Raw genomic sequence first — 23,202 nt, 5'->3', positions numbered from 1 at the left:
ATGGCTGGTGATCTCGTCTGGCTCACAAAACGGCCGATCGCACATCGCGGCCTGCACGACGGAAACAAGGCGTGTTGGGAGAACACGCTTTCAGCGTTTCAGGCCGCCATTGATGAAGACTATGCGATCGAATGTGACGTGCGCCTCAGCGCGGATAAGGTACCCGTTGTCTTTCATGATGCGGGGCTTGAACGGCTGACCGGTCGTGAGGGGAAGCTGTCCGCTCTCACGTCCAGCCAGATCGAGGAGCTTCACATTGGAGGGACCGAGGACAAGGTGCCCAGCGTCAAGGCACTGCTCGATCTCGTCGGCGGGCGCGTGCCCCTGATCATCGAACTGAAAGGCGAACGCGGCAGCGATGACGGTCTGGTGGCCGCAATGGTCGAGTTGCTTGCCACTTACAAGGGTTCTGCCGCGCTGATGAGCTTCGACCACTGGCTCATCCGCGAGATGCAGAAATCTTCGGGCGACATTCCCATTGGCTTGACGGCCGAAGGAACGACGAAAAACGCGTTCGACCTTCACCGGACCGCGATGGATGGTGGCGTTGATTTCGTCTCATACAATGTGAAGCACTTGCCAAATGCATTCATCAAGGAGGTTCACGACAGCCGCGGCCTGCCGGTAATCACCTGGACGGTGCGCAATGTTGAGGATGCGGAACTGACCTACAAATATGCGGACCAGATCACTTTCGAGGGCTTTCGCCCTTAAAAGTGGGCGGAAAGCGGGAGTTGAGGAAGCGCGTGGCGGAAGGCGAAGAGATGACAAGTGGTCAGCCGGTTCTGCGCGTTACGGAAGGTGCTCGCGACTTCACAAGCGAGGAATGGGCGCGACTCGACGGCACTTCGAGAAGCGGAGCTGATAAGCCTTATAGTCCCTTTGTCAGCCATGCATTCCTGAGCTCACTCGAAGACAGCGGCTCGGTTGGCGAAGCGACCGGCTGGATACCGCGCTTCCTGCGCCTTGAAGATGGTGACGGAAAACTTGTCGCTGCCACGCCCTCCTACATCAAGCTGCACAGCCAGGGCGAATATGTCTTCGATCACGGATGGGCCGACGCGTTCGAGCGTGCCGGTGGTCGTTATTACCCAAAGCTGCAGGTCAGCGTTCCCTTCACGCCGGCAACAGGGCCACGCCTGCTGTCAGCTTCCGGTCGTGCAGCGCCTTCTGCGAAGGCCGCGTTAGCCGAGGGCTTGAAGGCGCTTGCCGAAAGACTTTCGCTCTCATCAACCCATGCGACCTTCCTCACCAACGAAGAAGCGCAGCTTTTGCAGGCGCATGACTATCTGCTTCGTCTCGACCAGCAGTTTCACTTCTTTTGCCGGGATTTCAGGGATTACGCCGATTTTCTCGAAAGCCTTGCCTCCCGAAAACGCAAGGCACTGAAGAAAGAGCGACGGCAGGCACTTGAAAACGGCATATCTATCGAGTGGATCACCGACTCGGAACTGACTGAAGCCGTGTGGGACAACTTCTTCGCCTTCTATATGGACACGGGAAGCCGAAAATGGGGGCGTCCCTATCTCAACCGGCGCTTCTTCTCCCTGATTGGCGAGCGCATGGCTGAGGATATCCTGCTCGTCATGGCCAAACGGAATGGTCGTTACATCGCAGGCGCCTTGAACTTCATCGGCGCCGACGCGCTCTATGGCCGAAATTGGGGCTGCATCGAAGACCACCCGTTCCTGCATTTCGAGGTGTGCTACCATCAGGCCATGGATTTTGCGCTGTCGAATGGGCTGAAACGCGTAGAGGCGGGCGCGCAGGGCCAGCACAAGCTGGCACGCGGCTATGAGCCCGTCACCACCTATTCAGCCCACCACATTGCGCATCCGGGGTTACGGCGGGCCGTGGCCGACTATCTGGAACATGAGCGCCAGGAAGTGGAAGAGATCACGGATGTGCTGAGAGCGCATACGCCATTCCGTCGCGGCGAACGGGAATAGGTCCGCGACCTCTTGACCGCGCGCTCTTCGCGAACCAAACATTCCGCTCCATGAAAGACCGGGGGTGATCATGTCCGCAGATGCCTATGACGACAGCAATGTCTTCGCAAAGATTTTGCGTGGCGAAATGCCTGCACACAAGATCTATGAAGATGATTATACATTCGCCTTCATGGACATCATGCCACGTGGCGACGGGCACTGTCTCGTCATTCCCAAGGCCCCTGCCCGCAACCTGCTCGATGCTTCAGCGGACAGCCTCGCTGCCGTAATGCGCACCACGCAGAAAGTGGCACGCGCAGCCAAGGAAGCCTTTTCGGCGGACGGACTGACGATCCAGCAATTCAACGAACCAGCGGGCGGCCAGGTGGTCTTCCACCTTCACGTCCACATCATCCCCCGCTTCGAAGGCGTAGCCCTGAAACCCCACACGGGCGAAATGGCCGACCAAGGCGTGCTCGCCGAGCAGGCGGAGAAGATCCGGGCTTGTTTGGACGGATCACAGGCGTGAGCAATACGAGCATCCCAGTACTGGCCATCAATCTCGAACGTTCCGAGGACCGCTGGCAGCAACTATCGCAACGCGCTGAGGCTGCTGGTGTTCAACTCACTCGCATCGATGCGGTGGATGGGCGGGCACTCGCGGCCGAAAAATGGGACCACTTCGACGCTCGGGGCTTCCGTCTTTGGCATGGGCGTCGTCCGCTTGCAGCGGAATATGGCTGCTATATGAGCCACATCAAAGCTCTGCGTCACGTCGCTGACAATCAAATAGACTTCGCCGTTATCCTTGAAGATGACGCGACATTTGAACCCGATTTCCTGGAGCGCCTTGAGGCCGTCCGTCATTCAGGGCATGCATCAGGTGTTGTGAAGCTGTTCAATCACCGCCTGAGTGGCTTCGTGAGGAAAGGCAACACATCTGCGGGCGATAATATGGGTGCATGCATCCATGGCCCGCTTGGATCAGCCATGGCCTATACGGTTACGGCACAAGCTGCGCTGAAACTGCAGACTGCCTTGCTGCCGATGTTTCTGCCCTATGACATTGCCCTCGAACGAGGCTGGGCGCATGGGGTCAAGGTTCTTACCACGGCTAAGCCTCTTGCGCGCCCTCAACCACAGAAGAGCACAATCGGCAGTTACGGAAGCACGAAACTGCCGCGCTACAAGCGCCTGACAACAGCAGGCTTCCGAGGCGTGGATTATGTGAGGCGTGCCGCCTACAGCTTCTACGCGTGACGCTCTTTTGCCAATCTTTCAGTCGCACTGAACAAGAGCAGGGAGACCACTGCGGCATAAAGAATTATGTTTCGCTCGGTGAGAAATACGCCGTGCAATGACCCATAAAGCAGCACGGTCGCGTATAGCAGAACAGTTGCCTGTCTGATTTCCGATGTGCCGACCTGCATCAGACGCACGAAGACTGTTCCCAGCATGAACAGCAATGCGGCCAAGCCGACTACTCCGCGGATACGTGTCTCATCCAGCAGGAAATTGTGTACGTGATTGAAAGATATCAGCCGCGAACGATGCTCTTCGGGAACCGCTTCACTGATCTCTTCCATTGATTGGACCGCACCAAGCCCGAAAATCGGGTGCTGCCGGATCACTTCTAACGCAGCGTCCCATTGCATGAAGCGAATATTGGTGCTGCTTAACTCCTGCGAATCCGAGAATGCGGTCTCGATGTCAGCAATCGTATAGGCAAACCTCTCCTGCACCGCATCGCCAAGAACGAAGCCGCTGCCTCCCACCAGGAGCAAAACGACCGTAAACTGCGCCAAAACCCAATTTCTGTGAAGCCTGCGTCTGCCTTTCCACCAGGAGAAGGCATCAATAAGCAGCGCGAACAGCATAATCGGAAGGAGCGCACGCGTGCCGGTCATCAATAGCACGAATCCGGCGAGATAGATCCAAAGGCGACTGTTGGGCAGGAACGCATAATCCTTGTCGAGTTCCACACGCGCGATGACTCCGCCGACCGCGATCAGGAAAGCTGCACTCGCTGCATTGCCTCCAAATCCGATGCGCGTACCTGTCGAGAAGAATTCCCAAACACCAAGCAAAAGCGCGGCGGCGAGCCCCAGACGAGCCCCCAGAACCAACCAGCGAAGCGGGTCGCGAACCAGGACCAGGCCTACTGGTAGGAAAATGCCGAAGGCAAAGAGCAGTGGATAACTTTCGGCCTGAAGCTCGGCAGGATCAGGCCACTGGATAAGCGCTATAGCGGTACAGACGAGAAGGTAAATTATCACTGGAATTGCATAGGCACGCGGTATCCGCCTTGACGAGCGATGACGCCCCGCAACCAGCCAAATACCAATACCTGCGAATATTGAAAGGAGTATGATTTCGGGCCCGAAGTCTACGATCAGACATGCGATCGCAAACGCGAAGAGCGGTCCGTCAATGCGACGACGCTTCAGGAAAAACTTGTACAACATTGCTGGTACGAACTCAGCTCTTCTAACGGAAGCGTCGCGTCTAACACGGTTGCGAGCGCGCGTCACCGCTCATTGCAAAGCGAACATCCCGCCAACCAAAACCGCTTCTGCTGCCAGTATACCCACGATCACGCGTTTTCCTGCGAGGATGTAGCTTGCGAAACCGGCCACGCCTGCGCCGATGCGTAGCGTTAGCGGCGTGCTGGCCAGGGCGCCAGTGGGGAAGACGACCAGATTCGCTATGACGGCTGCGACAAGTGCGGTGGCGATGCAGCGTACCATGACCAGCATCTGGGAGTCTTCGGAAAGCTTGCCGCCCAGGAAGACGCCGAGGAAGCGCCAGGCATCCGTGGCGAGCCATCCGCCGATCAGGATGAAGATGAAAGGCCACCACCAGCTGTCATAGGCTTGGAAAGTCATGCGCCGTTCCCTCGTTTCACCAGCACCAGGTGGATGGCGAAAGCTGCAAGTCCCGCAACGAGACCGGAGGCGAGCAGATCGAAGCCTGGGACGAGAACATGGAAGACCGGCCCGACCGCCAGGCCCAGCAGCATTGCGTATTTTGCGGCAGCTTCCCGGGCGGACCCCCAAAGTGAGGTTAGGAAATACATCGGTGTCAGGAAGAACAACGCTGCGGAAACGGCTGGGGGCAGTCGCCCTGCCAGTACAAACACCACGCCGACAACGACCATGTTCGTCAAGACGAGGCTGCCGCCCAAGCCGCCATAAAATGCGGTGCGGTATTCGCGCGGCACGTGGCGAAACTTCTCCATAGCCAGCACCCAGGAGGTCACGGCCACGAAGTGCGACAGGAGATACAGCACCCATTTGCGGGTATGTTTCGCCCGCATTTCCGGAACGATGGCAACAACCATGGGAGCCAGACGCACCGAGGAAAGTGCAACGGCGAAGGCTGCGGCAGGCAGGCTGTTGTTTGCGATCACAGCTCCCACAAGCACCACCTTGGCTGGCAGCGCCCAGACAACACCGGTCATGAAAACCGTCTGCGCCAGGGTAAGACCCGCGTCGCGCGCGAGGCCTGCAAAGCCAACAAATGCGCTGGCAAGTATAAGCGCAGGAATTGAAATGGCCGCACGCGCACCACGCATCATCCAGAAGGCGGTGGAACGGTTTGCGACCTGATCGGCAGTGCTCGGAGAATCCATCACCACCGCAAATATCATGCTCAGTCGCCAGATGCGACCTGATCTATGGTGGGCCGTTTAGCTCACACGCATCAAACTCCATGAGCCAATTACCGGGCAATAAAAAAGGCGCCGGAGATGCCCCAGCGCCTTTATCTATGGTTTGAACCAACCCGGTCCGCCTAGTCCTTGCGTGGAAGCTGGGGCACCAGGCTGCGCTTGGGCGGATCCTTCGGGTCCGGCTTGGCGGTTGCTTTTGTTGCCTTCGCCTTCTTCGCCTGCGTCTTGCGCTTCGGCTTTGTGGCCGCGCTTTCCCGCTTCGGCTTCACTGGTGCGTCATCGGGAATGGTTTCAAGCTTCAATGCGGGCAAGCCAGCGTCATCCTCGCCAAGCGTGACACGGACGGTACCGCCCTGCTTCAGCTTGCCGAAGAGTACTTCTTCCGCCAAGGGCTTCTTGATGTGCTCCTGGATCACGCGACCAAGCGGGCGGGCGCCCATCTGCTCGTCATAACCCTTGTCAGCCAGCCATTTGACGGCCTCGTCGGACAGCTCGAAGGTGACGCGGCGTTCGGCCAGCTGTGCCTCAAGCTGCATGACGAATTTGTGCACGACCTGATGGACGACCGGCACAGGCAGCGCACCGAAGGGAATAACCGCGTCGAGACGATTGCGGAACTCCGGCGTGAAGAGGCGGTTGATCGCCTCCATGTCATCGCCTTCGCGCTTGGACGAACCAAAGCCGATCGCGGGCTTGGCCATATCGGCGGCACCGGCATTGGTCGTCATGATCAGGATGACATTACGGAAATCGATGCTCTTGCCGTTGTGGTCTGTCAGTTTGCCGTGATCCATGACCTGCAACAGGATGTTGAAGAGGTCCGGATGCGCCTTCTCGATCTCGTCGAGCAGCAACACGCAGTGCGGATGCTGGTCGACGCCATCCGTCAGAAGGCCGCCCTGATCGAAGCCGACATAGCCTGGAGGTGCACCGATGAGGCGGCTGACCGTGTGGCGCTCCATATATTCCGACATGTCGAATCGCAGAAGCTCAACACCAAGCGACGCAGCGAGCTGTTTTGCAACTTCGGTCTTACCCACGCCGGTCGGGCCGGAGAACAGATAGGAGCCAATCGGCTTGTCCGGCTCGCGCAGGCCTGCCCGTGCCAGCTTGATCGAGGAAGCAAGGGCAGAGATAGCATTGTCCTGACCGTAGACCACGCGCTTGAGCTCTTCCTCAAGACCAGCCAGCACCTTCTCGTCATCCGCCGAGACGGTCTTCGGCGGGATGCGGGCCATGGTGGCGATGGTGTTTTCGATCTCCTTCACGCTGATCGTCTTGCGGCGCTTGGCTTCGGGCAGAAGCTTCTGCGACGCACCAGTCTCGTCGATCACGTCGATCGCCTTGTCCGGCAGCTTGCGATCACTGATATAGCGTGCAGAGAGCTCGACTGCGGCCTTCACTGCCTCATTCGTGTATTTCACCTTATGGAAGTCTTCGAAGTAAGGCTTCAGCCCCTTCATGATCTCCACGGCATCTTCGACCGTTGGCTCGTTCACGTCGATCTTCTGGAAACGACGCACCAGCGCACGGTCCTTCTCGAAGAACTGGCGGAACTCCTTGTAGGTGGTTGAGCCGATGCAGCGGATCGCGCCGGAGGAAAGTGCGGGCTTCAACAGATTGGATGCATCCATCGCACCGCCAGATGTCGCGCCAGCGCCGATGACCGTATGGATCTCGTCGATGAAGAGTACGGCGCCCGGATAGTCCTCCAGTTCCTTGACGACCTGCTTCAGGCGTTCCTCGAAATCACCACGGTAGCGGGTACCGGCCAGAAGCGTGCCCATATCGAGCGCGAAGATGGTTGCATCCGCCAAAACTTCCGGCACATCGCCTTCAACAATGCGCTTGGCAAGCCCTTCCGCGATTGCGGTCTTGCCGACACCCGGGTCACCTACATAGAGCGGATTGTTCTTGGAGCGGCGGCAAAGCACCTGGATGGTGCGGTTGATCTCGCTCTCGCGGCCGATCAGCGGATCGATCCGGCCTGAACGCGCCTTGTCGTTCAGGTTGACGCAATAGGCGGTCAGCGCATCCTGCTGCTTCTTCTTTCCGCTATCCTCGCCTTCCGCGCCTGGAGCATTCGTGCCTTCTTCCTCGGCCCCGCGTGGCGCGCGGGTTTCGGTGCTGCCGGGGCGCTTGGCGATGCCATGGCTGATATAATTGACCGCGTCGTAGCGGGTCATCTGCTGTTCCTGAAGGAAATAGGCAGCATGGCTCTCGCGCTCGGCAAAGATCGCAACAAGAACATTTGCGCCGGAAACTTCCTCGCGACCGGAGGACTGGACGTGGATCACCGCACGCTGGATTACGCGCTGGAATCCGGCGGTGGGCTTTGAATCCTCGTCATAACCCGTAACGAGATTATCGAGTTCGCTGTCGATATATTCGAGAACGGTTCGGCGCAGCTCATCAAGGTCCACATTGCAGGCACGCATGACGGCAGCCGCGTCCGCGTCCTCGATCAACGCCAGAAGCAAATGCTCCAGCGTCGCATATTCGTGATGGCGCTCATTGGCATAGGTCAATGCCTGATGAAGCGCTCGTTCTAGCCCTTGCGAGAATGCCGGCATTCTAACCTCATTTCTTCTCCATCACGCATTGCAGCGGATGCTGATGCTGACGGGCAAAATCCATGACCTGAGCCACCTTGGTCTCGGCCACTTCGAATGTGAAGACGCCGCACTCGCCTACACCGTGATTGTGGACATGCAGCATTATGCGCGTGGCTGCTTCCCGGTCCTTCTGGAAAAAACGCTCCAGAACATGAATGACGAATTCCATGGGAGTGTAATCGTCATTCAGCAGCAAAACTCTATATAGGCTCGGCTTTTTCGTTTTCGACCGAGTCCGCGTAATTACAGCCGTACCGCGGCCGGCTTTATCGCCTTCGTCGTCGCTACGGCTCATCCGCAAAGCGTCGCCTGGCATGTTCTTCTCGCCGATCGTCACTCTTCCCATCATTCCCGCCACTGCTGTTACCGGCAGTGACATGTAAGAACTCATCATTGGATTTTAAGGCCTTCCTGCGCGCTGACAATATGCATTCGCCTCACCTCCATCTCAAATTTTTGAAGAAGGCAGCCGCATATTGGCCAATTACATTTGTGCGAAAACACTCGCTCCGCCCACAAACCGCCCGAATATTCTGATGTGAGCCTGTTGCGTCAAATAATGATCCAAAGCGGACAAAATTTTTGGCGAATCCCGTTCTCCCTCTGAAGAATTAGATAACCATAAACGGATTGGTAAGAAGCCGTGCCCTACCGTCAGGTTGAATGGGTTCTGGCGTCAGAGAGGGAGGCGTCGGATCGAGCCAATGTAAATGGGTGCGGTAGTGCGTCGAGCAATTGCAAATTTCGCCAAACAGATTCGTTCTCTCACGAAGTCGGCACTGGTCGCTGCAACGGCAGGAACTCTTCTGGTTTCCGCTGCGACACAAGCCAGTGCCAACCCGAAATATGCGGGGCTTGTCATCGATGCCAAGACGGGTGAGACCCTCTATCAGGACAGCGCGGACGAGCTTCGTTACCCCGCGTCGCTGACCAAGATGATGACGATCTACATGGCTTTCGAGGCCATGAAGTCCGGTCGCATCAACAAGAACAGCCGCGTTCCGGTATCGAAAAATGCCGCGGCGGAGCCGCAGACCAATATCGGTCTTCGTGCTGGCACGGCCATCACCGTTGATCAGGCAATCCGAGCGCTTGTCACGCGTTCGGCCAATGATGCCGCGACCGCGCTCGGTGAATTCCTTGGAGGCTCCGAGGACGGATTTGCCCGCATGATGACGGCAAAGGCCCGTCAGCTCGGCATGAAATCCACGACCTTCAAAAATGCCCACGGACTGCCGAATTCCGGTCAGCGCACGACCGCGCGAGACATGGCGCGTCTGGGCATCGCGCTGCGCGAGCATTTCCCGCAATATTACGACTATTTCTCCACGCGCAGCTTCACCTATAACGGCCGCACCTATGGCAACCACAACAATCTGCTCGGCAGTGTTCGTGGTGTCGACGGCATCAAGACCGGTTATATTCGCGCTTCCGGTTTCAATCTCGTCTCTTCGGTCAATGCCGATGGCCGCAGCATCGTGGCTGTCGTGATGGGTGGACGCACAGCCCGCACCCGTGACGCTCACATGCGCGAGCTTATCGCCCGCTATCTGCCGAAGGCATCGCGTGGTCGTGATCGTGACCTTATCGCCAAGGGCCCCGCCACGCAGGTCGTGGCAGCAGCCATGCTGCCCGGCTCGGCCGTGCCGGTTCCTTCAGATCGCCCGGATGCGGTACCCGTGACTGCATATGCGCAGGAGCCAAAACCCGTTACGGCCTCTGCCTTTGCGTCTGCTGTAGCGAACAAGGCTGAAATTGATCCCGTGTCCACCGCCTCCACGAAGGCCAGCGGCTGGGTTATTCAGATCGCTTCCATGCCAACGCATGAGGATGCGATGCGCCGTCTGGAGGAAACCAAATCGGCAGCCTCCTCGATCCTGGCGCAGGCCAAGCCATTCACCGAAGTGTTCGAGATGAAGGGCAAGACCTATTACCGCGCCCGTTTTGCAGGCTTCGAAGACAAGTCTGCAGCGTGGGGGGCCTGCGAGTCGCTCAAGCGACAGAAGGTCGCCTGTTACGCGGTACAGAACTGACCTGATCAGCAGAAAATTGAAACTGTGTTCGAGTAAAGCGTAAACGGAGTATCGTCAGTGTCTGCCCAGGAGAATGTCCCGAGCCTCATTGATACGCGCGGCAAGAAGGGGCGATCCGCCCATGTCGGGATGAACGCGCTGCATCAGGCGGCGGTGGGCCTTTCGGATTTCCGCCGCGGAGGCTCCCGGTTCAAGACCAAGGATCTCGTAGGCCTCCTGCTCGGTCATGGCTCCCGCGCCATGCGCGCTTCCCTGCCCCTCACCACCGTCAGAGTGAAAGCGTTCGCGCCAGACGGGAAAGCGGCCGTCAAGATAAGTCTCTAGCAATTGGAGGCTCTCCTGATCACTCAGGAGGGCCTCTCTTAATTCCAGCAACTGCTCTTCGGTCAGTTCCGACAGTGCGCGACCTTCGAAATCACCGGCCAGCACATGCCCTTCCAGGTCGCCGGTATCATGATCCAGCTCCATTTCCAGATAGCTGGTGCGAACGGACGACCTCTGACCTTGTGACGGCTTGGCAGCAGCCCTTCGTCTTTGCAAGCCATACCAGGCGAATGCTCCCGACAAGGCCATTCCTCCAAGACCGGCACGTCCGGTAAAAAGCATGGCCACGCCGAATATACCCAGAAGCACGGGGCCGATGAGGCGGATGGCGTTTGATAATTTTGCCGGACTTGCCTTCAGAAAAAGCGTGCCGAGCAGCGCCATGACGAGCAGCGCGCCGAATAGGTAGAAGGGTACGATCATCCCGGCTTGCGCCCCAAATGTTCAAGCATCAGTCGGTCCTCGGGCTTGTTGCGTGCTTCAAGGGCACGCAGGCCCCCGCTCGCATAGACAGCCACGGAAGACAAAAGTCGCGCAAGTTCGCCGGCGGCATTGCGGTCGAACCGGAACCAGGCGCCCTTGGACAGCCTTGCGAATTCCTTGAAGGCAGTGGTCACGGCGCCGTCATGTCCTTCCTGAAAGATGAACAGTGGCACCCCCTTCAACCCCATCTCGCCCGCCTTTTGGGCAAGCAGGTCCACATTCTCTTCCATCGCATCGCCGATAAAGACAACGGCATTGACCTTCTCGCGCGCATGCTCTCGCAATGCGTGGGCGAACACCTTGCCGATCTGGGTCTGACCGCCGCGACAGTCGATCCGCGTCATCAGGTTCTTGAGCGTGGTCGTGTCGGACACAAATTTGGAAGACCTGCATTCGCCGAAGCCACGATAATAGACAAGCTGCACATTCAGGCTGTCCTTCTTGCCGACGGCGTCGAACATTTCGGCCTGTATGGAGCAGGCAAGATCCCAGGTGGCCTGCCGGCTCATCGTGGCATCCAGAGCCAGGATCAGGCGCCCTGCCCCCTCACCCGCCCGCTTCGGCGCAAGGGCGCGTGCCTGACGCACGAACGCTTCCACTGCAGAGGCGCGTGTATCAGCACCACGGGAAAGCGGCTGGTTCTTGAGATCGGGCGGTAGCTTCTTGTCACGCATATAGCGAAGATGTGCCTCGCGGACGGGCAGCGCAAGGCCTGTGTGTCATCAAAGCAGGCCGAGTTCGTGAAGCTCGCGCTTTAGATGATCGGGCAGTGCGTCGTCCTCACTTGAGCCGCTCGCATCGCGCGGGGCATCTTCCGGCTTGAGGTAACGCCATCCCTGAAACGGTCTGCGCGGCTGCCACTCGGTGCGTATAAGCTCTGGTTCCAGGACGAGGTGACAGCGTCCGATGCCTTCGCTATCGGTAAAAGGCCGGATCTCCAGAAGCTTCTGACGGGCACGGACCATGCCCTTCATCACCCAATAGAGAGAACCGCCCTCAAGCTCTTCCATTCGGCGCGGGACCATCCGGGTCGTGTGTATTTGCTCGACGGGCTCACCGAGTTGGCGGCGCAAGGCGAGCCGGTCCTCGATCCAGCCTTCAAGCTGTTCGGGACTTTCGCAGCCCACGCAGAGTTTGATCAAATGCAAAGCCATATGCGCTTAGTTGCGCCTGACGGGCGCGAGGTCAATCTCTTCGCACATCACTTTCCACCGCGCTTTCAGCATTCCACGACATTGACTGCCAGTCCGCCCTGGCTTGTTTCCTTATAGCGCTCACTCATGTCATGGCCGGTCTGGCGCATGGTCTCGATGGCCACATCAAGGGAAACGAAGTGCTTTCCGTCGCCCTTTACCGCAAGAGAGGCGGCAGTGACCGCCTTGACCGCGCCAAGAGCATTGCGCTCGATGCAGGGCACCTGAACAAGGCCTGCCACCGGGTCGCAGGTCATGCCAAGATGGTGCTCCAGCGCAATCTCGGCGGCATTCTCGATTTGCTCGGGCGTGCCGCCCATCACGGCGGCCAGTCCGGCTGCGGCCATGGCGGAGGCGGAGCCCACCTCTCCCTGACAGCCTACTTCCGCGCCGGAAATGGATGCGTTGGTCTTCACGATACCGCCGATCGCAGCCGCGGTGAGGAGGAAATCGCGGGTGCCTTGCACATCGGCATCGACATGAAACTTCTTCCAGTAGCGCATTACCGCCGGCACGACACCGGCTGCGCCATTGGTCGGCGCGGTGACAACACGCCCGCCCGATGCGTTCTCCTCATTAACCGCCATGGCGAATACGGAAAGCCAGTCATTGGCCAGCAGCGGATTCGGTTTGTTCTGCTGCCAATCTTCCTCCAGGCGCGCATGAAGCTGTTTTGCACGGCGGCGCACCTTCAGGCCACCTGGCATGATGCCTTCCCGGGAAAGCCCGCGCTCGATACAGGCGTCCATCGCATCCCAGATGCGATCCAGCCCCTCGTCGAGCTCCGCCCGGCTTCTAAGCACTTCCTCATTGGCGCGCTTCATCTCGGCGATGGTGAGCCCTGATTCCTCGGCCATGGCAAGCATCTGCTGCGCATTGGCGAAGGGATATGGCACTTCCGGACCGGATGGCGGACGATCGGCGGCCTGCTTCTGACGCTGCAGCTCTTCTTCGGTGACCACGAAACCGCCGCCGACGGAATAGTAGACGCGGCGCAACAGAACACGGTCGTCAGCATCCAGAGCCTTGATCACCATGCCATTTGCATGGCCGGGGAGCGGCTGCTTGCGATCGAAGACTAGATCGTGTTCAGGATCGAAATCATAGGCCGGATGACCCTCCGGATGCACTTTGTGCTCCTCATGAATGCGGGAAAGCAGCGCCTCGCTTTCGTCCGGGTCGACAGTTTCGGGCCGCTGTCCCGCCAGCCCCAAAGTGACTGCGCGGTCGGTCGCGTGTCCCACACCCGTAAAGGCCAGTGACCCATGCAGACTGACAGCCAGACGCGCGATCCGCGCACCTTGGGGTCGTGGCCATTTGTCTTCGGCAATCTCGTCCAGAAAGCGTGCGGCAGCCGTCATCGGCCCCATCGTGTGGGAGCTCGACGGTCCAATGCCGATCTTGAACAGATCGAATACGGATAAAAACAAGCTTTCTCCTCCAGCTCATCAGAGCGCGGTGCGGGTCTCTCCCCGCGACATGCCTCACATCTAACATGGTCGCGGCAAGCCTTGCATCCAATAGCGTCTGGTCCAGAACCGAGGGCGCTCAAAGCGGATATGCGGGATTGGAGAAGTGAAAAAGCAACGAGGCGCGATCCTTTCGGACCGCGCCTCGATGAAACTCACATTTCTTGGTGCTGTTACCGCTGAGCGATCATCGCTGCAGATTCGCTACCAATGACAAGCCATGCAAGCAGAATTACGCCAGCAAGCCCAATCACTGCCTTGGCGGTTACGCCCCAGCAGGATTTCTGAACGGTTTCGTCCATCAATTTCCCGTGTGTTGTTGTCAATGCGAAGAGCACCATCCCCCGGCCCCATCGCGTAAGTGCTCAGATACTCCTCCCCCATGTGCGTTGCAACATCAAAAGCGGCGCAATGGGGGCAAATCCCGCGTCATATTAACAATCAGCCATGTTGATATGAGCAAAAACAATGACTTAAAGCGATTGTAATATTTATCAAATGTAAAGGGATCGGGCGCAATTGCGGCAAAAATCTGCGCACCTGCCCGCGTTGCTCACCGCTCTGGCAACAGAGTCGGGGTCCGGCCTGTGAGGCGGTAGGCGAACAGACCGATCCATTCCCGCAGTCCGGTGGTGGTGTTGGCCAGACTGTCGAGCACATTGTCGTGGCTCAGGCCGATGCCTTCCCGCCCCGTAGTCCGGTAGTCAGCAGGCCAAGGCACCACGTCAAATCCTTGCGCGCGGAACAGGGCCACTGATCGCGGCATGTGAAACGCGGAAGTGATCAGAAGCCAGGTCTGGCCGTCGCCTGGCTGCACCAGTTCGCGGGTAAAGCGGGCATTTTCGAATGTGTCGCGCGAGCGGCCTTCCAGCCTGATGCGCGCGGGGTCTACGCCCAACCCCTCGAGCAGGCGGGGTGCGGTTTGCGCATCGCCCTCACCTTCCAGAAAAACCGAACCCGATCCACCTGAGACGATGACGGGCAATGTCGGGAATCGGTGCGCCAATATGGCAGCTTCCACGAAGCGGTCCGCCGAGGCGTTGAGTTCGTATCCACCGCGGGCGAGATTGATGGCGCCCTCAAAGCCACCGCCAAGGACGATAATGCCAGCAACGGTATCGGGCACATTGGAGGGGCGCTGAAACCGCTCTTCCAGCGGCTGCAGGAGCAGCGCGCCCAATGTGGTCCATCCGGACAGGGAAAGAACGAGAAACGCTGCTGCTGCCGAGAATGCGCCAAGCCTTCGCCAGCGCAGCAGCGAAAACACCGCACCGGCCAGCGCAAGGAACATCGCCAGATTGAAGGGCTGCACCAGGCCCCAGAAGATTGCTGAAGCCAGGTGAAACATTCAGTTGCGCTCCAAACGCGTCTCTACAGGCTTACCACCAACGCTTCGGCTCGAAGCGGCCTGCTGCCTGCTCGATGACATGAGCCGTGCGGAAGAGGGTCTCTTCCTCGAAGGGCTTGCCGATAAGCTGAAGACCCAGCGGAAGACCTCTCGCATCCAGACCTGCAGGCACGGAGATGCCCGGGAGGCCTGCCATGTTCACTGTGACCGTGAAGATGTCGTTGAGATACATCTTCACCGGGTCGGACGCCATTTCCTTGTCGGCAATGCCGAAAGGCGCCGACGGCGTGGCCGGTGTGAGGATCGCATCAACGCCTGCGTCGAATGCCTGGGTGAAATCCTGCTTGATGAGGGTGCGGACCTTCTGCGCTCGCAGATAATAGGCATCATAGTAACCGGCGGAAAGCACGTAGGTGCCGATCATCACGCGGCGCTTGACCTCTTCGCCGAAGCCTGCTGCGCGGGTCTTCTCATACATGTCGGCAATATCCTTGCCGGGCACGCGCAGGCCGTAGCGCACGCCGTCATAGCGCGCGAGGTTGGAGGAGGCCTCTGCGGGCGCAACAATGTAATAGGCCGGAAGCGCGTATTTCGTGTGCGGCAGCGAGATATCGACGATCTCCGCACCGGCATCGCGCATCCAGTCGATGCCCTTCTGCCAAAGCGCTTCCACCTCGTCGGGCATACCGTCGACGCGGTACTCCTTCGGGATACCGATTTTCAGGCCTTTGACGGACTGGCCTATGGCCGCCTCATAGTCCGGCACGGGCAGATCAACCGAGGTCGTGTCCTTCGGATCAACGGAAGCCATGGAGCGCAGCAGAATCGCAGCATCGCGCACGTCGCGCGCAATCGGCCCCGCCTGATCGAGCGAGGAGGCGAAGGCGACCGTGCCCCAGCGCGAGCAACGGCCATAGGTGGGCTTGATGCCGACAGTGGCCGTGAAAGCCGCGGGCTGGCGGATGGAGCCGCCGGTATCGGTGGCCGTCGCACCGGCGCAAAGCGCTGCGGCGACGGCAGCGGCCGAGCCCCCCGACGAGCCGCCCGGCACGAGCTTTTCGTCGCTGCCATCCGCTCGCCACGGATTGACGACCGGGCCGTAATAGGAAGTCTCGTTTGAAGACCCCATCGCGAACTCGTCCATGTTGAGCTTGCCCAGCATGACCGCGCCGTCGGCCCAGAGATTGGCGGTGACTGTGGATTCGTAGCGCGGCTCGAAACCGTCGAGAATATGGCTGCAGGCCTGGGTGTGCACGCCTTCGGTGGCGAATAGATCCTTCACGCCCAAGGGAATGCCCTCAAGCGCGCCTGCCTTGCCAGCCGCGATCTTCTCGTCCGACCGTGCTGCCATTTCGCGCGCCTTGTCTTCCGTCACGCGCACATAAGCGTTGATCTTCTCATTCGCGCTATTGATGGCGCTCAGATAGGCATCGGTAAGCTCTGTCGCGGTGAACTCGCGGGCGACAAGCTTGTCGCGGGCTTCGGCAATGGTCAGCTTTGTCAGGTCGGTCATGAAATCTCGTCCGCTTGGGAACAGCCAGAATAGCTAGATGGAATGAAGCTCGCGCCTACTCGACAACCTTCGGCACCATGAAGAAATTGTCTTCCGATGCCGGTGCATTGGCCACCACATCGTCGGCCTTGTTGCCGTCCGTCACCTCGTCGGGGCGCAGGCGCATGGTGGTCGGAATGGCGGAGGTCATCGGCTCCACGCCATCCACATTCACTTCGCTCAACTGCTCGACAAAGCCAAGAATCTGATTGAGTTCACCCGTCATGCGCTCGGCATCGGCATCCTGTACTTCGATGCGTGCAAGATGGGCCACGCGCTTGACGGTATCGATATCTACGGACATTTCGCTGTTTCCTCAGCCCAGGCACTGGATGGCACGGGCTATAGTCGCGCCGGCCATCCCATGCAACTGCCTCACCACAAAAAGCTAGAGCGTGAAGGGCTTGCCCTTCTCCGGAAGAAGCACCTTGGAGGGTGCGCCTTCCATGGCATCCACGAATTTCTGCGCATCCTGGTCGATGATCGGGAACGACCCGAAGTGGCAGGGAATAACCGTCTCGAAGGTAAAATAGCGCTGGCAAGCGAGAGCTGCGACAGCGCCACCCATGGTGAACCGGTCTCCCACCGGAACGAGGCCGATCTGCGGCTGATGAAGCTCCTGAATGAGTGCCATGTCGCCGAAAATGTCCGTATCACCCATATGATAGAGCGACTTGTCGTCGGGGAAATGCAGCACCAGACCGGCCGGATTGCCGAGATAAACAGCGGGCCCGTCACCGCTGGAATAGGATGAGGAGTGAAGCGCGTTCACGAAAGTGGTGGTGAAGCCACCGCAATCCACCGTGCCGCCGTGATTGCCGGGGCTGATCTTGTCCTCGGCCACGCCTTGGGAAACGAGGTAGCTGCAGAGTTCGAAATTTGCCACCAGCATCGCGCCAGTCTTCTTCAGAATTTCCACCGCATCGCCGACGTGATCATTATGCCCGTGTGTCAGAAGCACATGGGTTACACCTTCTGCCGGTTCTTCCCAGCCACCATCCCAGGCGGGATTGCCGGTGAGAAACGGATCGATGAGGATCTTCGCGTTGCCTGTCTCTACGCGGAATGCAGAATGTCCATACCAGGTGACTTGCATGATAAAGCTCCTCGATTGTTTGTGCGCGCAAGGATAGAAGCGCGGCCATAGGTGTCAAAGGCCATGGATGGTGATTGCAGTTGGAAATCGTAACTCTTGAAGAACTGATCGAACGGCTGCCTGCAACAGGTTCATTGATGGGCCTGGATCTCGGCACCAAGACAATCGGCGTCGCCGTCTCCGATCTTGGCCGTCGATTTGCCTCACCCCGGCCGGTCATCATGCGCAAGAAATTCACCCAGGATGCAGAGCAGCTCCTGAAACAGATGGCACAGGAAAAGGTGGCGGCAATCGTCATCGGCCTGCCGAGAAACATGGACGGGACCGAGGGTCCGCGCGCCCAGTCGACACGCGCCTTCATTCGCAATCTGTCGCCGAAGAGTGATCTGCCAATCGTGTTCTGGGATGAGCGGCTTTCCACGGTTGCCGCCGAACGTACACTTCTTGAGATGGATGTTTCACGAGCCAAACGCAGCGAGAGGATTGATTCGGCCGCCGCCTCGTTCATCCTGCAAGGCGCGCTTGACCGGCTTCACGCGCTTGGAGCTGCCCGCTGAAGCACTTTCTTTTGCGCTAGCCAGGCCATGATCTTCTTGCGCCGACGGAATGCGATGATGGCCAGAAGTATCGCGCCGTCGACAACACAGGCTCGCGCCACCATAGGTGCGATCGTGTCGGGGTCGATGCCAAGGATCTGCCCATAGATGCCGAAGACGTGGTCATGGGCCTGGCGCGTAAAGATCGGCGTCCCCAGCCCCACATCGTTATAAGCCAACAGATACCAGCCCCAGAACAGGCTCATCGGTATGACGAAGAAGATGAAGAAATAGCGCATCAGTCGCCGCTCCCTCTCGGAGGGGCCAGCCGATCGACCATTGAGCCGTGGGCTGCCTTGAGGGCCAGAATGCGCGCGGCGCGCTCCTGTTCCTGCACATCTGCAACCTCTGCATGGTCGTGATCGGTCGAAAACCAGCGAATGGCCAGATAGGATGCCATCAACGCCGCCATGGCGGAAAGTGCTGCAGAGGCGACATCCATCGGATCGACCGTCGTCACCGCGCCTGCAAGGATGGAGACCATCAGCGCGAGAACGCCAGTGCCGAAGGCCATATCGGCAACCTGCGGCAAGGCCAGCACATCCTCAAGCGTAGATAGCGTGGTGAACAGCAGCCAGGCGAACAGTGCTGCCGCGAGTGCCGGCACGAGGGCCAGGAATGCCTGCAGGAGTCCCTCGGCCACCCCGCCCCCTTCGAAGAAGAGGCTATGGGCAGATAGCAGACGCGTGGATGCTCCTATGGCGAAGAACGCCATCCAGAACAAGGACACGCTGATGTGGATGCTGCGCGACATGATCGACTCCCGTTGAGCTGAAAGTGGCGCGCAAGGGTTGCAACTTCAATGATAACCTTTTGTTAACCTTAACTGCAGCAGCCCGCGCTCATCCCTCGGAAGGATAAAGCATCTCAAGGATGGTTGCCGCGTCGTGACGCGCGTCAAGCATCCCATATGTGCCGCGCCACTGACCTGCCAACCGGGTTTCGATGAAGGCATCGGCCACCTGCCCTGCTCCCATGCGGCGCAGTTCCGCAGCAGCGGCTGCAAGCGCAAGCTGCTCGGTGAGGATTCGCGCAGAGCCCACATCGCTCTGACAGACGCTGATCGCCGCCTTCAGCACCTCGACCGTGCCCTTGCCCTTCGGCCCCAGATCCTGATGAATGGCTGCAAGAACATCGTCGAACAGAGTCGCGTTGCGACCGATCACGCGCAGAACGTCCAGCGCCATCACATTGCCGGACCCTTCCCAGATCGCGTTCACCGGTGCCTCGCGATAATGGCGCGCGAGCGGCGTTTCCTCCACATATCCGGTGCCGCCCAGGCACTCCATCGCCTCATAGGTGATGGCGGGCGCGATCTTGCAGACCCAATATTTCACCACCGGCGTCATGGCGCGCGCGAATGCTGCTTCGGCCTTGTTGTTTGCCGCCTCGTCGAAGGAACGCGCCAGCCGGAAGGACAGCGCTGTTGCCGCAGCCACATCAAGGGCCAGATCCGCAAGCACACGCTGCATCAGGGGCTGGTCGAACAGCCTGTCACCAAAGACGGTACGATGGCGCGTGTGGTGGACGGCTTCGGCGAGGCTCGCGCGCATCAGGCCCGCAGACCCCAACGCGCAATCGAGCCTTGTCAGCGTCACCATGTCCATAATTGTGCGAATGCCGGCACCTTCATCACCGACGCGATAGGCAAGCGTGTTGTGAAACTCGACTTCGGACGAAGCATTGGAACGGTTGCCGAGCTTGTCCTTCAGGCGCTGGAAGCGGAAGCCATTGCTTGCGTTGTCGTCCGTCACGCGCGGCGCGAGGAAACAGGTCAGGCCCTCCTTTGCCTGCGCAAGCACCAGAAAAGCGTCACTCATGGGCGCGGACATGAACCATTTGTGACCGTTGATCCGGTAAAGATTGCTTCCGGCCGGTTCCGCAGTGGTGGTGTTGGCGCGCACATCGGTGCCGCCCTGCTTCTCGGTCATGCCCATGCCGATGGTCACGCCCTGCTTCTGGCTGGCGGGGCGATGGGAGTGGTCATATTTGCGGGCAATGACTCGCGGACCCCAGGCGCGGAAGAGATCAGGCGCGGACATGAGAGCTGCAAGCGAGGCGTTGGTCATGGTCAGCGGGCACAGATGCCCTGATTCAAGCTGGCCGGTGAGGAAGAAGCGTGCCGCACGCACCTGGTGGCGCTGGCCCTTCTCTCCCGCACTGTCTTCCCACACCGAAGAGTGAAGCCCAGTCTGAACCGAGCGGCGCATCAGTGCGTGATAGGCCGGGTGATATTCGACGATATCGGCGCGCCGACCATAGCGGTCATGCGTTTTCAGAACCGGCGGGTTTTCATTGGCAAGCCGCGCCAGATCCAGCGCTTCGGGCGTGCGAACAAAGCGTCCAAGGACCTCGAGTTCCTTGCGCACCTCCTCGGAAAACCTTTCGCCCGCCTGCAGTGCCAGCGGATCGGTGCGCCAGGCATTTGTTCCGCTGAGCGGCGGCGGCTGGTTCGTTACCTCGTGATTCACGCTTCAGGTCCTTCGGCTTCGAATGTGCACGCGGAGAATCCGCATCTTGTAGCACAAGCCTAGTGCATGTTTCTTTCCGCAATGAAAACAGGGGGAAATCATCATGCATCACATGCAACAGCTTGCCCGCTCGCGCTCGCGCGCATATAGCAACGGCTTGAGATGACACAGCAAAGCCCCCTTCCCCTTTACCCGCACCGACATCTGCTCGGCATCAAGGGGCTGTCGCCCCTCGATATCGAGCTTTTGCTTGATCGTGCGGACGCCGCGGTCGCCCTTTCACGTCAGTCGGAGAAGAAATCTTCGGTCCTGCGCGGGCGCACCCAGATCAACCTCTTCTACGAAGCCTCGACGCGCACGCAGTCGTCTTTCGAGCTGGCCGGAAAACGGCTTGGCGCGGATGTGATGAACATGTCAGTGGCAAGCTCATCGGCAAAGAAGGGCGAGACACTGCTCGATACGGCCGTCACGCTCAACGCGATGCGCCCCGACATTCTTGTCATCCGCCATGCGGCTGCCGGTGCTGCGGCACTTCTTGCGCAGAAGGTCGGTTGTTCCGTGGTCAATGCCGGTGATGGTGCGCATGAGCATCCTACACAGGCGCTGCTTGACGCGCTGACGATCCGCCGCGCAAGGGGTCGCATTCACGGGCTGACGGTGGCGATCTGCGGCGACATACTTCACTCCCGCGTTGCGCGATCCAACATCATTCTGCTGAATGCCATGGGTGCGCGGGTGCGTGTCGTCGCGCCATCGACGCTGCTGCCCTCGGGTATCGGCCAGATGGGTGTCGAGCCATTCACACGTCTTGAAGAGGGCATTGCCGGTGCCGACGTTGTCATGATGCTGCGCCTGCAGCGCGAGCGCATGGCTGGTACCTTCGTGCCATCAACGCGCGAATATTTCCGTTTCTTCGGCCTTGACGCCAAGAAGCTGAGGGCAGCGGCTCCCGACGCGCTTGTCATGCATCCCGGCCCCATGAATCGCGGCGTTGAGATTGCCTCGGAAGTCGCAGACGGTCCCCAAAGCATGATACAGGAGCAGGTGGAGATGGGCGTCGCCGTACGCATGGCCGTCATGGAAGCGCTGCTCGATCCCCGACGCGATGCGGAGGGAGCGAAGCCATGAGCGCCACCCTTTTCAAGAATGCGCGCATCATCGACCCATCCCGAAAGATGGAAGAAGATGGTGCCGTGCTCGTTCAGGACGGCAAGATCGCCGCTTCGGGTGCCGATGCGCTTAACCAGGGCGCACCGGAAGGGGCGAAGATCATCGACTGTCGCGGCGCGACCATCATTCCCGGCCTCGTGGATGCGCGGGTCTTCGTTGGCGAGCCGGGTGCGGAACATCGCGAAACCATAGCCTCGGCCAGCAATGCCGCGGCAGCGGGTGGCGTCACTTCGATCATCCTCATGCCGGATACGGATCCCGTCATCGATGATGTGGCACTGGTGGAGTTCGTGCTGCGTACCGCACGCGAGACGGCCAGCGTTCACGTCCATCCCTCCGCTGCCATTACCAAGGGATTGCGCGGCGAGGAACTCAGCGAGTTCGGCCTGCTTCACGACGCAGGGGCCGTTGCGGTGACCGAAGGCCGCAAGACGCTGTCGAGCGCCCAGACCATGCGCCGCGCGCTGACCTATGCGCGTGACATGGATATCGTGGTCTCCCACAGCACGCAGGATAAGGATCTCGGTGCTTCGGGCGTGATGAATGAGGGGCTTCTGGCAAGCTGGCTTGGCCTTCCCGGTATTCCGCGCGAGGCAGAGGCCATCCCGCTGCAGCGTGATCTCATGCTCGCTGCCCTTACCAAGGGTCGCTATCACGCCGCGGAAATCTCCACGGAAATGTCTGCAGCAGCCATTCGTCAGGCGAAAGATCGCGGAAGCCGCGTGACCGCTGGCGTGAGCATCAACCATCTGAGCCTGAACGAGAATGATATCGGCGAATACCGGACGTTCTTCCGCCTTTCGCCGCCGTTGCGCTCCGAAGATGACCGTCAGGCGATGATCGCGGCACTCAAGGACGGCACGATCGACATTATCGTCTCCTCCCACGATCCACAGGATGTGGACACCAAGCGCCTGCCTTTTGCGGAAGCCGCATCCGGCGCGATCGGGCTGGAGACGCTTCTTTCAGCAGCGCTGCGGCTCTATCACAATGGCGAAGTACCGCTCTCGCGCCTGATCGAAGCGCTCTCGACGGCACCAGCACGCCTGTTCGGCCTCCCCGGCGGCACGCTGAAGCCCGGTGCGCCGGCTGACTTGGTCGTACTCGATGTCGATGCACCATGGCTTGTGCAGGAAGCCAATATTCGTTCATTGTCGAAGAATACGAGCTTCGAGAATGCACGCATGCAGGGCAAGGTCTTGCAAACTGTGGTTGCAGGCCGCACAGTATATACGGCCTGACCCGCTGGCT

The 23,202-nt window shown here is 59.4% G+C and carries 24 protein-coding genes; 8 read left to right on the top strand and 16 right to left on the bottom strand.

The features are described 5' to 3' along the window. The 4 genes from WA367_RS08445 (at position 1) to WA367_RS08430 (ending at position 3,191) form a co-directional block, all read left to right on the top strand. The gene (locus WA367_RS08445) at positions 1 to 714 is read left to right on the top strand and encodes a glycerophosphodiester phosphodiesterase (RefSeq protein ID WP_336056344.1); all 714 of its coding nucleotides are present in this window, start codon (positions 1 to 3) and stop codon (positions 712 to 714) included. A 50-nt stretch (positions 715 to 764) separates the two neighbouring features. Continuing rightward, positions 765 to 1,949 carry a GNAT family N-acetyltransferase gene (locus tag WA367_RS08440; protein WP_336057076.1) on the top strand — a complete coding sequence of 395 codons (1,185 nt, stop codon included), beginning with the start codon at positions 765 to 767 and terminating at the stop codon, positions 1,947 to 1,949. 70 nt (positions 1,950 to 2,019) lie between these two features. Continuing rightward, on the top strand, positions 2,020 to 2,460 hold the full coding sequence (locus WA367_RS08435; RefSeq protein ID WP_336056343.1) for an HIT family protein: 441 nt from the start codon (positions 2,020 to 2,022) through the stop codon (positions 2,458 to 2,460). Beyond that, positions 2,457 to 3,191 (top strand): glycosyltransferase family 25 protein, encoded by a 735-nt coding sequence (locus WA367_RS08430; RefSeq protein WP_336056342.1) that lies wholly within the window; start codon positions 2,457 to 2,459, stop codon positions 3,189 to 3,191. The genes WA367_RS08435 and WA367_RS08430 overlap by 4 nt, the downstream gene beginning before the upstream one ends. Here WA367_RS08430 and WA367_RS08425 read toward each other — a convergent pair. From WA367_RS08425 to clpS, 5 genes are all read right to left on the bottom strand, one after another. Beyond that, positions 3,182 to 4,396, bottom strand: a complete 1,215-nt coding sequence (locus tag WA367_RS08425) for an O-antigen ligase family protein (protein ID WP_336056341.1) — start codon at positions 4,394 to 4,396, stop codon at positions 3,182 to 3,184. The genes WA367_RS08430 and WA367_RS08425 overlap by 10 nt on opposite strands. Positions 4,397 to 4,465: 69 nt before the next feature. Further along, positions 4,466 to 4,816, bottom strand: a complete 351-nt coding sequence (locus tag WA367_RS08420) for an AzlD domain-containing protein (RefSeq protein WP_336056340.1) — start codon at positions 4,814 to 4,816, stop codon at positions 4,466 to 4,468. Continuing rightward, complete coding sequence (locus WA367_RS08415; RefSeq protein ID WP_442935566.1) at positions 4,813 to 5,562, bottom strand: AzlC family ABC transporter permease; 750 nt, start codon at positions 5,560 to 5,562, stop codon at positions 4,813 to 4,815. Before WA367_RS08415 ends, WA367_RS08420 begins: the two co-directional genes overlap by 4 nt. 161 nt (positions 5,563 to 5,723) lie before the next feature. Further along, positions 5,724 to 8,174 carry an ATP-dependent Clp protease ATP-binding subunit ClpA gene (gene clpA, locus WA367_RS08410; protein WP_336056338.1) on the bottom strand — a complete coding sequence of 817 codons (2,451 nt, stop codon included), beginning with the start codon at positions 8,172 to 8,174 and terminating at the stop codon, positions 5,724 to 5,726. A gap of 7 nt (positions 8,175 to 8,181) precedes the next feature. Beyond that, entirely contained in the window at positions 8,182 to 8,532 is a 351-nt protein-coding gene (gene clpS, locus WA367_RS08405; RefSeq protein ID WP_442935565.1) for an ATP-dependent Clp protease adapter ClpS, read from the bottom strand. Between the two features lie 394 nt (positions 8,533 to 8,926). Between clpS and WA367_RS08400 the strand changes: the two genes are divergently transcribed. After that, the gene (locus WA367_RS08400; RefSeq protein ID WP_336056337.1) at positions 8,927 to 10,249 is read left to right on the top strand and encodes a D-alanyl-D-alanine carboxypeptidase family protein; all 1,323 of its coding nucleotides are present in this window, start codon (positions 8,927 to 8,929) and stop codon (positions 10,247 to 10,249) included. Positions 10,250 to 10,303: 54 nt separating this feature from the next. On the opposite strand, the gene WA367_RS08395 is transcribed toward WA367_RS08400, so the two are convergent. The 8 genes from WA367_RS08395 to WA367_RS08360 form a co-directional block, all read right to left on the bottom strand. Further along, a complete protein-coding gene (locus tag WA367_RS08395) occupies positions 10,304 to 10,996 on the bottom strand; it encodes a DnaJ domain-containing protein (RefSeq protein ID WP_336056336.1) in 693 nt (230 codons plus the stop codon). Then, the gene (locus WA367_RS08390; RefSeq protein ID WP_336056335.1) at positions 10,993 to 11,730 is read right to left on the bottom strand and encodes a VWA domain-containing protein; all 738 of its coding nucleotides are present in this window, start codon (positions 11,728 to 11,730) and stop codon (positions 10,993 to 10,995) included. Before WA367_RS08390 ends, WA367_RS08395 begins: the two co-directional genes overlap by 4 nt. 48 nt (positions 11,731 to 11,778) lie before the next feature. Further along, entirely contained in the window at positions 11,779 to 12,210 is a 432-nt protein-coding gene (locus tag WA367_RS08385) for a DUF1489 family protein (protein WP_336056334.1), read from the bottom strand. A 65-nt stretch (positions 12,211 to 12,275) separates the two neighbouring features. Next, entirely contained in the window at positions 12,276 to 13,679 is a 1,404-nt protein-coding gene (locus tag WA367_RS08380; protein ID WP_336056333.1) for an L-serine ammonia-lyase, read from the bottom strand. 592 nt (positions 13,680 to 14,271) lie between these two features. Beyond that, complete coding sequence (locus WA367_RS08375) at positions 14,272 to 15,066, bottom strand: YdcF family protein (RefSeq protein ID WP_336056332.1); 795 nt, start codon at positions 15,064 to 15,066, stop codon at positions 14,272 to 14,274. A gap of 31 nt (positions 15,067 to 15,097) precedes the next feature. After that, the gene (gene gatA, locus WA367_RS08370; protein ID WP_336056331.1) at positions 15,098 to 16,579 is read right to left on the bottom strand and encodes an Asp-tRNA(Asn)/Glu-tRNA(Gln) amidotransferase subunit GatA; all 1,482 of its coding nucleotides are present in this window, start codon (positions 16,577 to 16,579) and stop codon (positions 15,098 to 15,100) included. 55 nt (positions 16,580 to 16,634) lie between these two features. Beyond that, positions 16,635 to 16,922 carry an Asp-tRNA(Asn)/Glu-tRNA(Gln) amidotransferase subunit GatC gene (gene gatC, locus WA367_RS08365; protein WP_336056330.1) on the bottom strand — a complete coding sequence of 96 codons (288 nt, stop codon included), beginning with the start codon at positions 16,920 to 16,922 and terminating at the stop codon, positions 16,635 to 16,637. Between the two features lie 84 nt (positions 16,923 to 17,006). Then, complete coding sequence (locus tag WA367_RS08360) at positions 17,007 to 17,714, bottom strand: metal-dependent hydrolase (RefSeq protein ID WP_336056329.1); 708 nt, start codon at positions 17,712 to 17,714, stop codon at positions 17,007 to 17,009. 80 nt (positions 17,715 to 17,794) lie between these two features. Between WA367_RS08360 and ruvX the strand changes: the two genes are divergently transcribed. Next, positions 17,795 to 18,271, top strand: coding sequence for a Holliday junction resolvase RuvX (gene ruvX / locus WA367_RS08355; RefSeq protein WP_336056328.1), 477 nt, complete (start codon positions 17,795 to 17,797; stop codon positions 18,269 to 18,271). Here ruvX and WA367_RS08350 read toward each other — a convergent pair. The 3 genes from WA367_RS08350 to WA367_RS08340 all read right to left on the bottom strand — a co-directional run bounded on the left by WA367_RS08350 (position 18,247) and on the right by WA367_RS08340 (position 20,781). After that, positions 18,247 to 18,549, bottom strand: a complete 303-nt coding sequence (locus WA367_RS08350) for a DUF6105 family protein (protein WP_336056327.1) — start codon at positions 18,547 to 18,549, stop codon at positions 18,247 to 18,249. The two genes, ruvX and WA367_RS08350, sit on opposite strands and share 25 nt — an antisense overlap. Continuing rightward, complete coding sequence (locus WA367_RS08345) at positions 18,549 to 19,064, bottom strand: hypothetical protein (protein ID WP_336056326.1); 516 nt, start codon at positions 19,062 to 19,064, stop codon at positions 18,549 to 18,551. The genes WA367_RS08350 and WA367_RS08345 overlap by 1 nt, the downstream gene beginning before the upstream one ends. Before the next feature lie 88 nt (positions 19,065 to 19,152). Continuing rightward, the gene (locus WA367_RS08340; RefSeq protein ID WP_336056325.1) at positions 19,153 to 20,781 is read right to left on the bottom strand and encodes an acyl-CoA dehydrogenase family protein; all 1,629 of its coding nucleotides are present in this window, start codon (positions 20,779 to 20,781) and stop codon (positions 19,153 to 19,155) included. A gap of 162 nt (positions 20,782 to 20,943) precedes the next feature. Here WA367_RS08340 and WA367_RS08335 point away from each other — a divergent pair, with 162 nt between their 5' ends. After that, entirely contained in the window at positions 20,944 to 21,909 is a 966-nt protein-coding gene (locus WA367_RS08335; protein WP_336056324.1) for an aspartate carbamoyltransferase catalytic subunit, read from the top strand. Further along, the gene (locus WA367_RS08330) at positions 21,906 to 23,192 is read left to right on the top strand and encodes a dihydroorotase (RefSeq protein WP_336056323.1); all 1,287 of its coding nucleotides are present in this window, start codon (positions 21,906 to 21,908) and stop codon (positions 23,190 to 23,192) included. Before WA367_RS08335 ends, WA367_RS08330 begins: the two co-directional genes overlap by 4 nt. Positions 23,193 to 23,202: the final 10 nt, after the last annotated feature.

Origin of the sequence: Nitratireductor sp. CH_MIT9313-5 (assembly GCF_037029545.1) — a bacterium.
Taxonomy (GTDB): domain Bacteria; phylum Pseudomonadota; class Alphaproteobacteria; order Rhizobiales; family Rhizobiaceae; genus Chelativorans.
Note: the sequence above shows the minus strand (reverse complement) of the source record. Positions and strands in the feature narration are given on the sequence as shown.

Excerpts from the sequence above, each read along its gene's own strand:
- WA367_RS08445 (WP_336056344.1), top strand. The coding sequence starts at position 1 with ATGGCTGGTGATCTCGTCTGGCTCACAAAACGGCCGATCGCACATCGC.
- WA367_RS08440 (WP_336057076.1), top strand. The coding sequence starts at position 765 with ATGACAAGTGGTCAGCCGGTTCTGCGCGTTACGGAAGGTGCTCGCGAC.
- WA367_RS08435 (WP_336056343.1), top strand. The coding sequence starts at position 2,020 with ATGTCCGCAGATGCCTATGACGACAGCAATGTCTTCGCAAAGATTTTG.
- WA367_RS08425 (WP_336056341.1), bottom strand. The coding sequence starts at position 4,396 with ATGTTGTACAAGTTTTTCCTGAAGCGTCGTCGCATTGACGGACCGCTC.
- WA367_RS08420 (WP_336056340.1), bottom strand. The coding sequence starts at position 4,816 with ATGACTTTCCAAGCCTATGACAGCTGGTGGTGGCCTTTCATCTTCATC.
- WA367_RS08415 (WP_442935566.1), bottom strand. The coding sequence starts at position 5,562 with ATGGATTCTCCGAGCACTGCCGATCAGGTCGCAAACCGTTCCACCGCC.
- clpA (WP_336056338.1), bottom strand. The coding sequence starts at position 8,174 with ATGCCGGCATTCTCGCAAGGGCTAGAACGAGCGCTTCATCAGGCATTG.
- clpS (WP_442935565.1), bottom strand. The coding sequence starts at position 8,532 with ATGCCAGGCGACGCTTTGCGGATGAGCCGTAGCGACGACGAAGGCGAT.
- WA367_RS08400 (WP_336056337.1), top strand. The coding sequence starts at position 8,927 with ATGGGTGCGGTAGTGCGTCGAGCAATTGCAAATTTCGCCAAACAGATT.
- WA367_RS08395 (WP_336056336.1), bottom strand. The coding sequence starts at position 10,996 with ATGATCGTACCCTTCTACCTATTCGGCGCGCTGCTCGTCATGGCGCTG.
- WA367_RS08390 (WP_336056335.1), bottom strand. The coding sequence starts at position 11,730 with ATGCGTGACAAGAAGCTACCGCCCGATCTCAAGAACCAGCCGCTTTCC.
- WA367_RS08385 (WP_336056334.1), bottom strand. The coding sequence starts at position 12,210 with ATGGCTTTGCATTTGATCAAACTCTGCGTGGGCTGCGAAAGTCCCGAA.
- WA367_RS08375 (WP_336056332.1), bottom strand. The coding sequence starts at position 15,066 with ATGTTTCACCTGGCTTCAGCAATCTTCTGGGGCCTGGTGCAGCCCTTC.
- gatA (WP_336056331.1), bottom strand. The coding sequence starts at position 16,579 with ATGACCGACCTGACAAAGCTGACCATTGCCGAAGCCCGCGACAAGCTT.
- gatC (WP_336056330.1), bottom strand. The coding sequence starts at position 16,922 with ATGTCCGTAGATATCGATACCGTCAAGCGCGTGGCCCATCTTGCACGC.
- WA367_RS08360 (WP_336056329.1), bottom strand. The coding sequence starts at position 17,714 with ATGCAAGTCACCTGGTATGGACATTCTGCATTCCGCGTAGAGACAGGC.
- WA367_RS08350 (WP_336056327.1), bottom strand. The coding sequence starts at position 18,549 with ATGCGCTATTTCTTCATCTTCTTCGTCATACCGATGAGCCTGTTCTGG.
- WA367_RS08345 (WP_336056326.1), bottom strand. The coding sequence starts at position 19,064 with ATGTCGCGCAGCATCCACATCAGCGTGTCCTTGTTCTGGATGGCGTTC.
- WA367_RS08335 (WP_336056324.1), top strand. The coding sequence starts at position 20,944 with ATGACACAGCAAAGCCCCCTTCCCCTTTACCCGCACCGACATCTGCTC.
- WA367_RS08330 (WP_336056323.1), top strand. The coding sequence starts at position 21,906 with ATGAGCGCCACCCTTTTCAAGAATGCGCGCATCATCGACCCATCCCGA.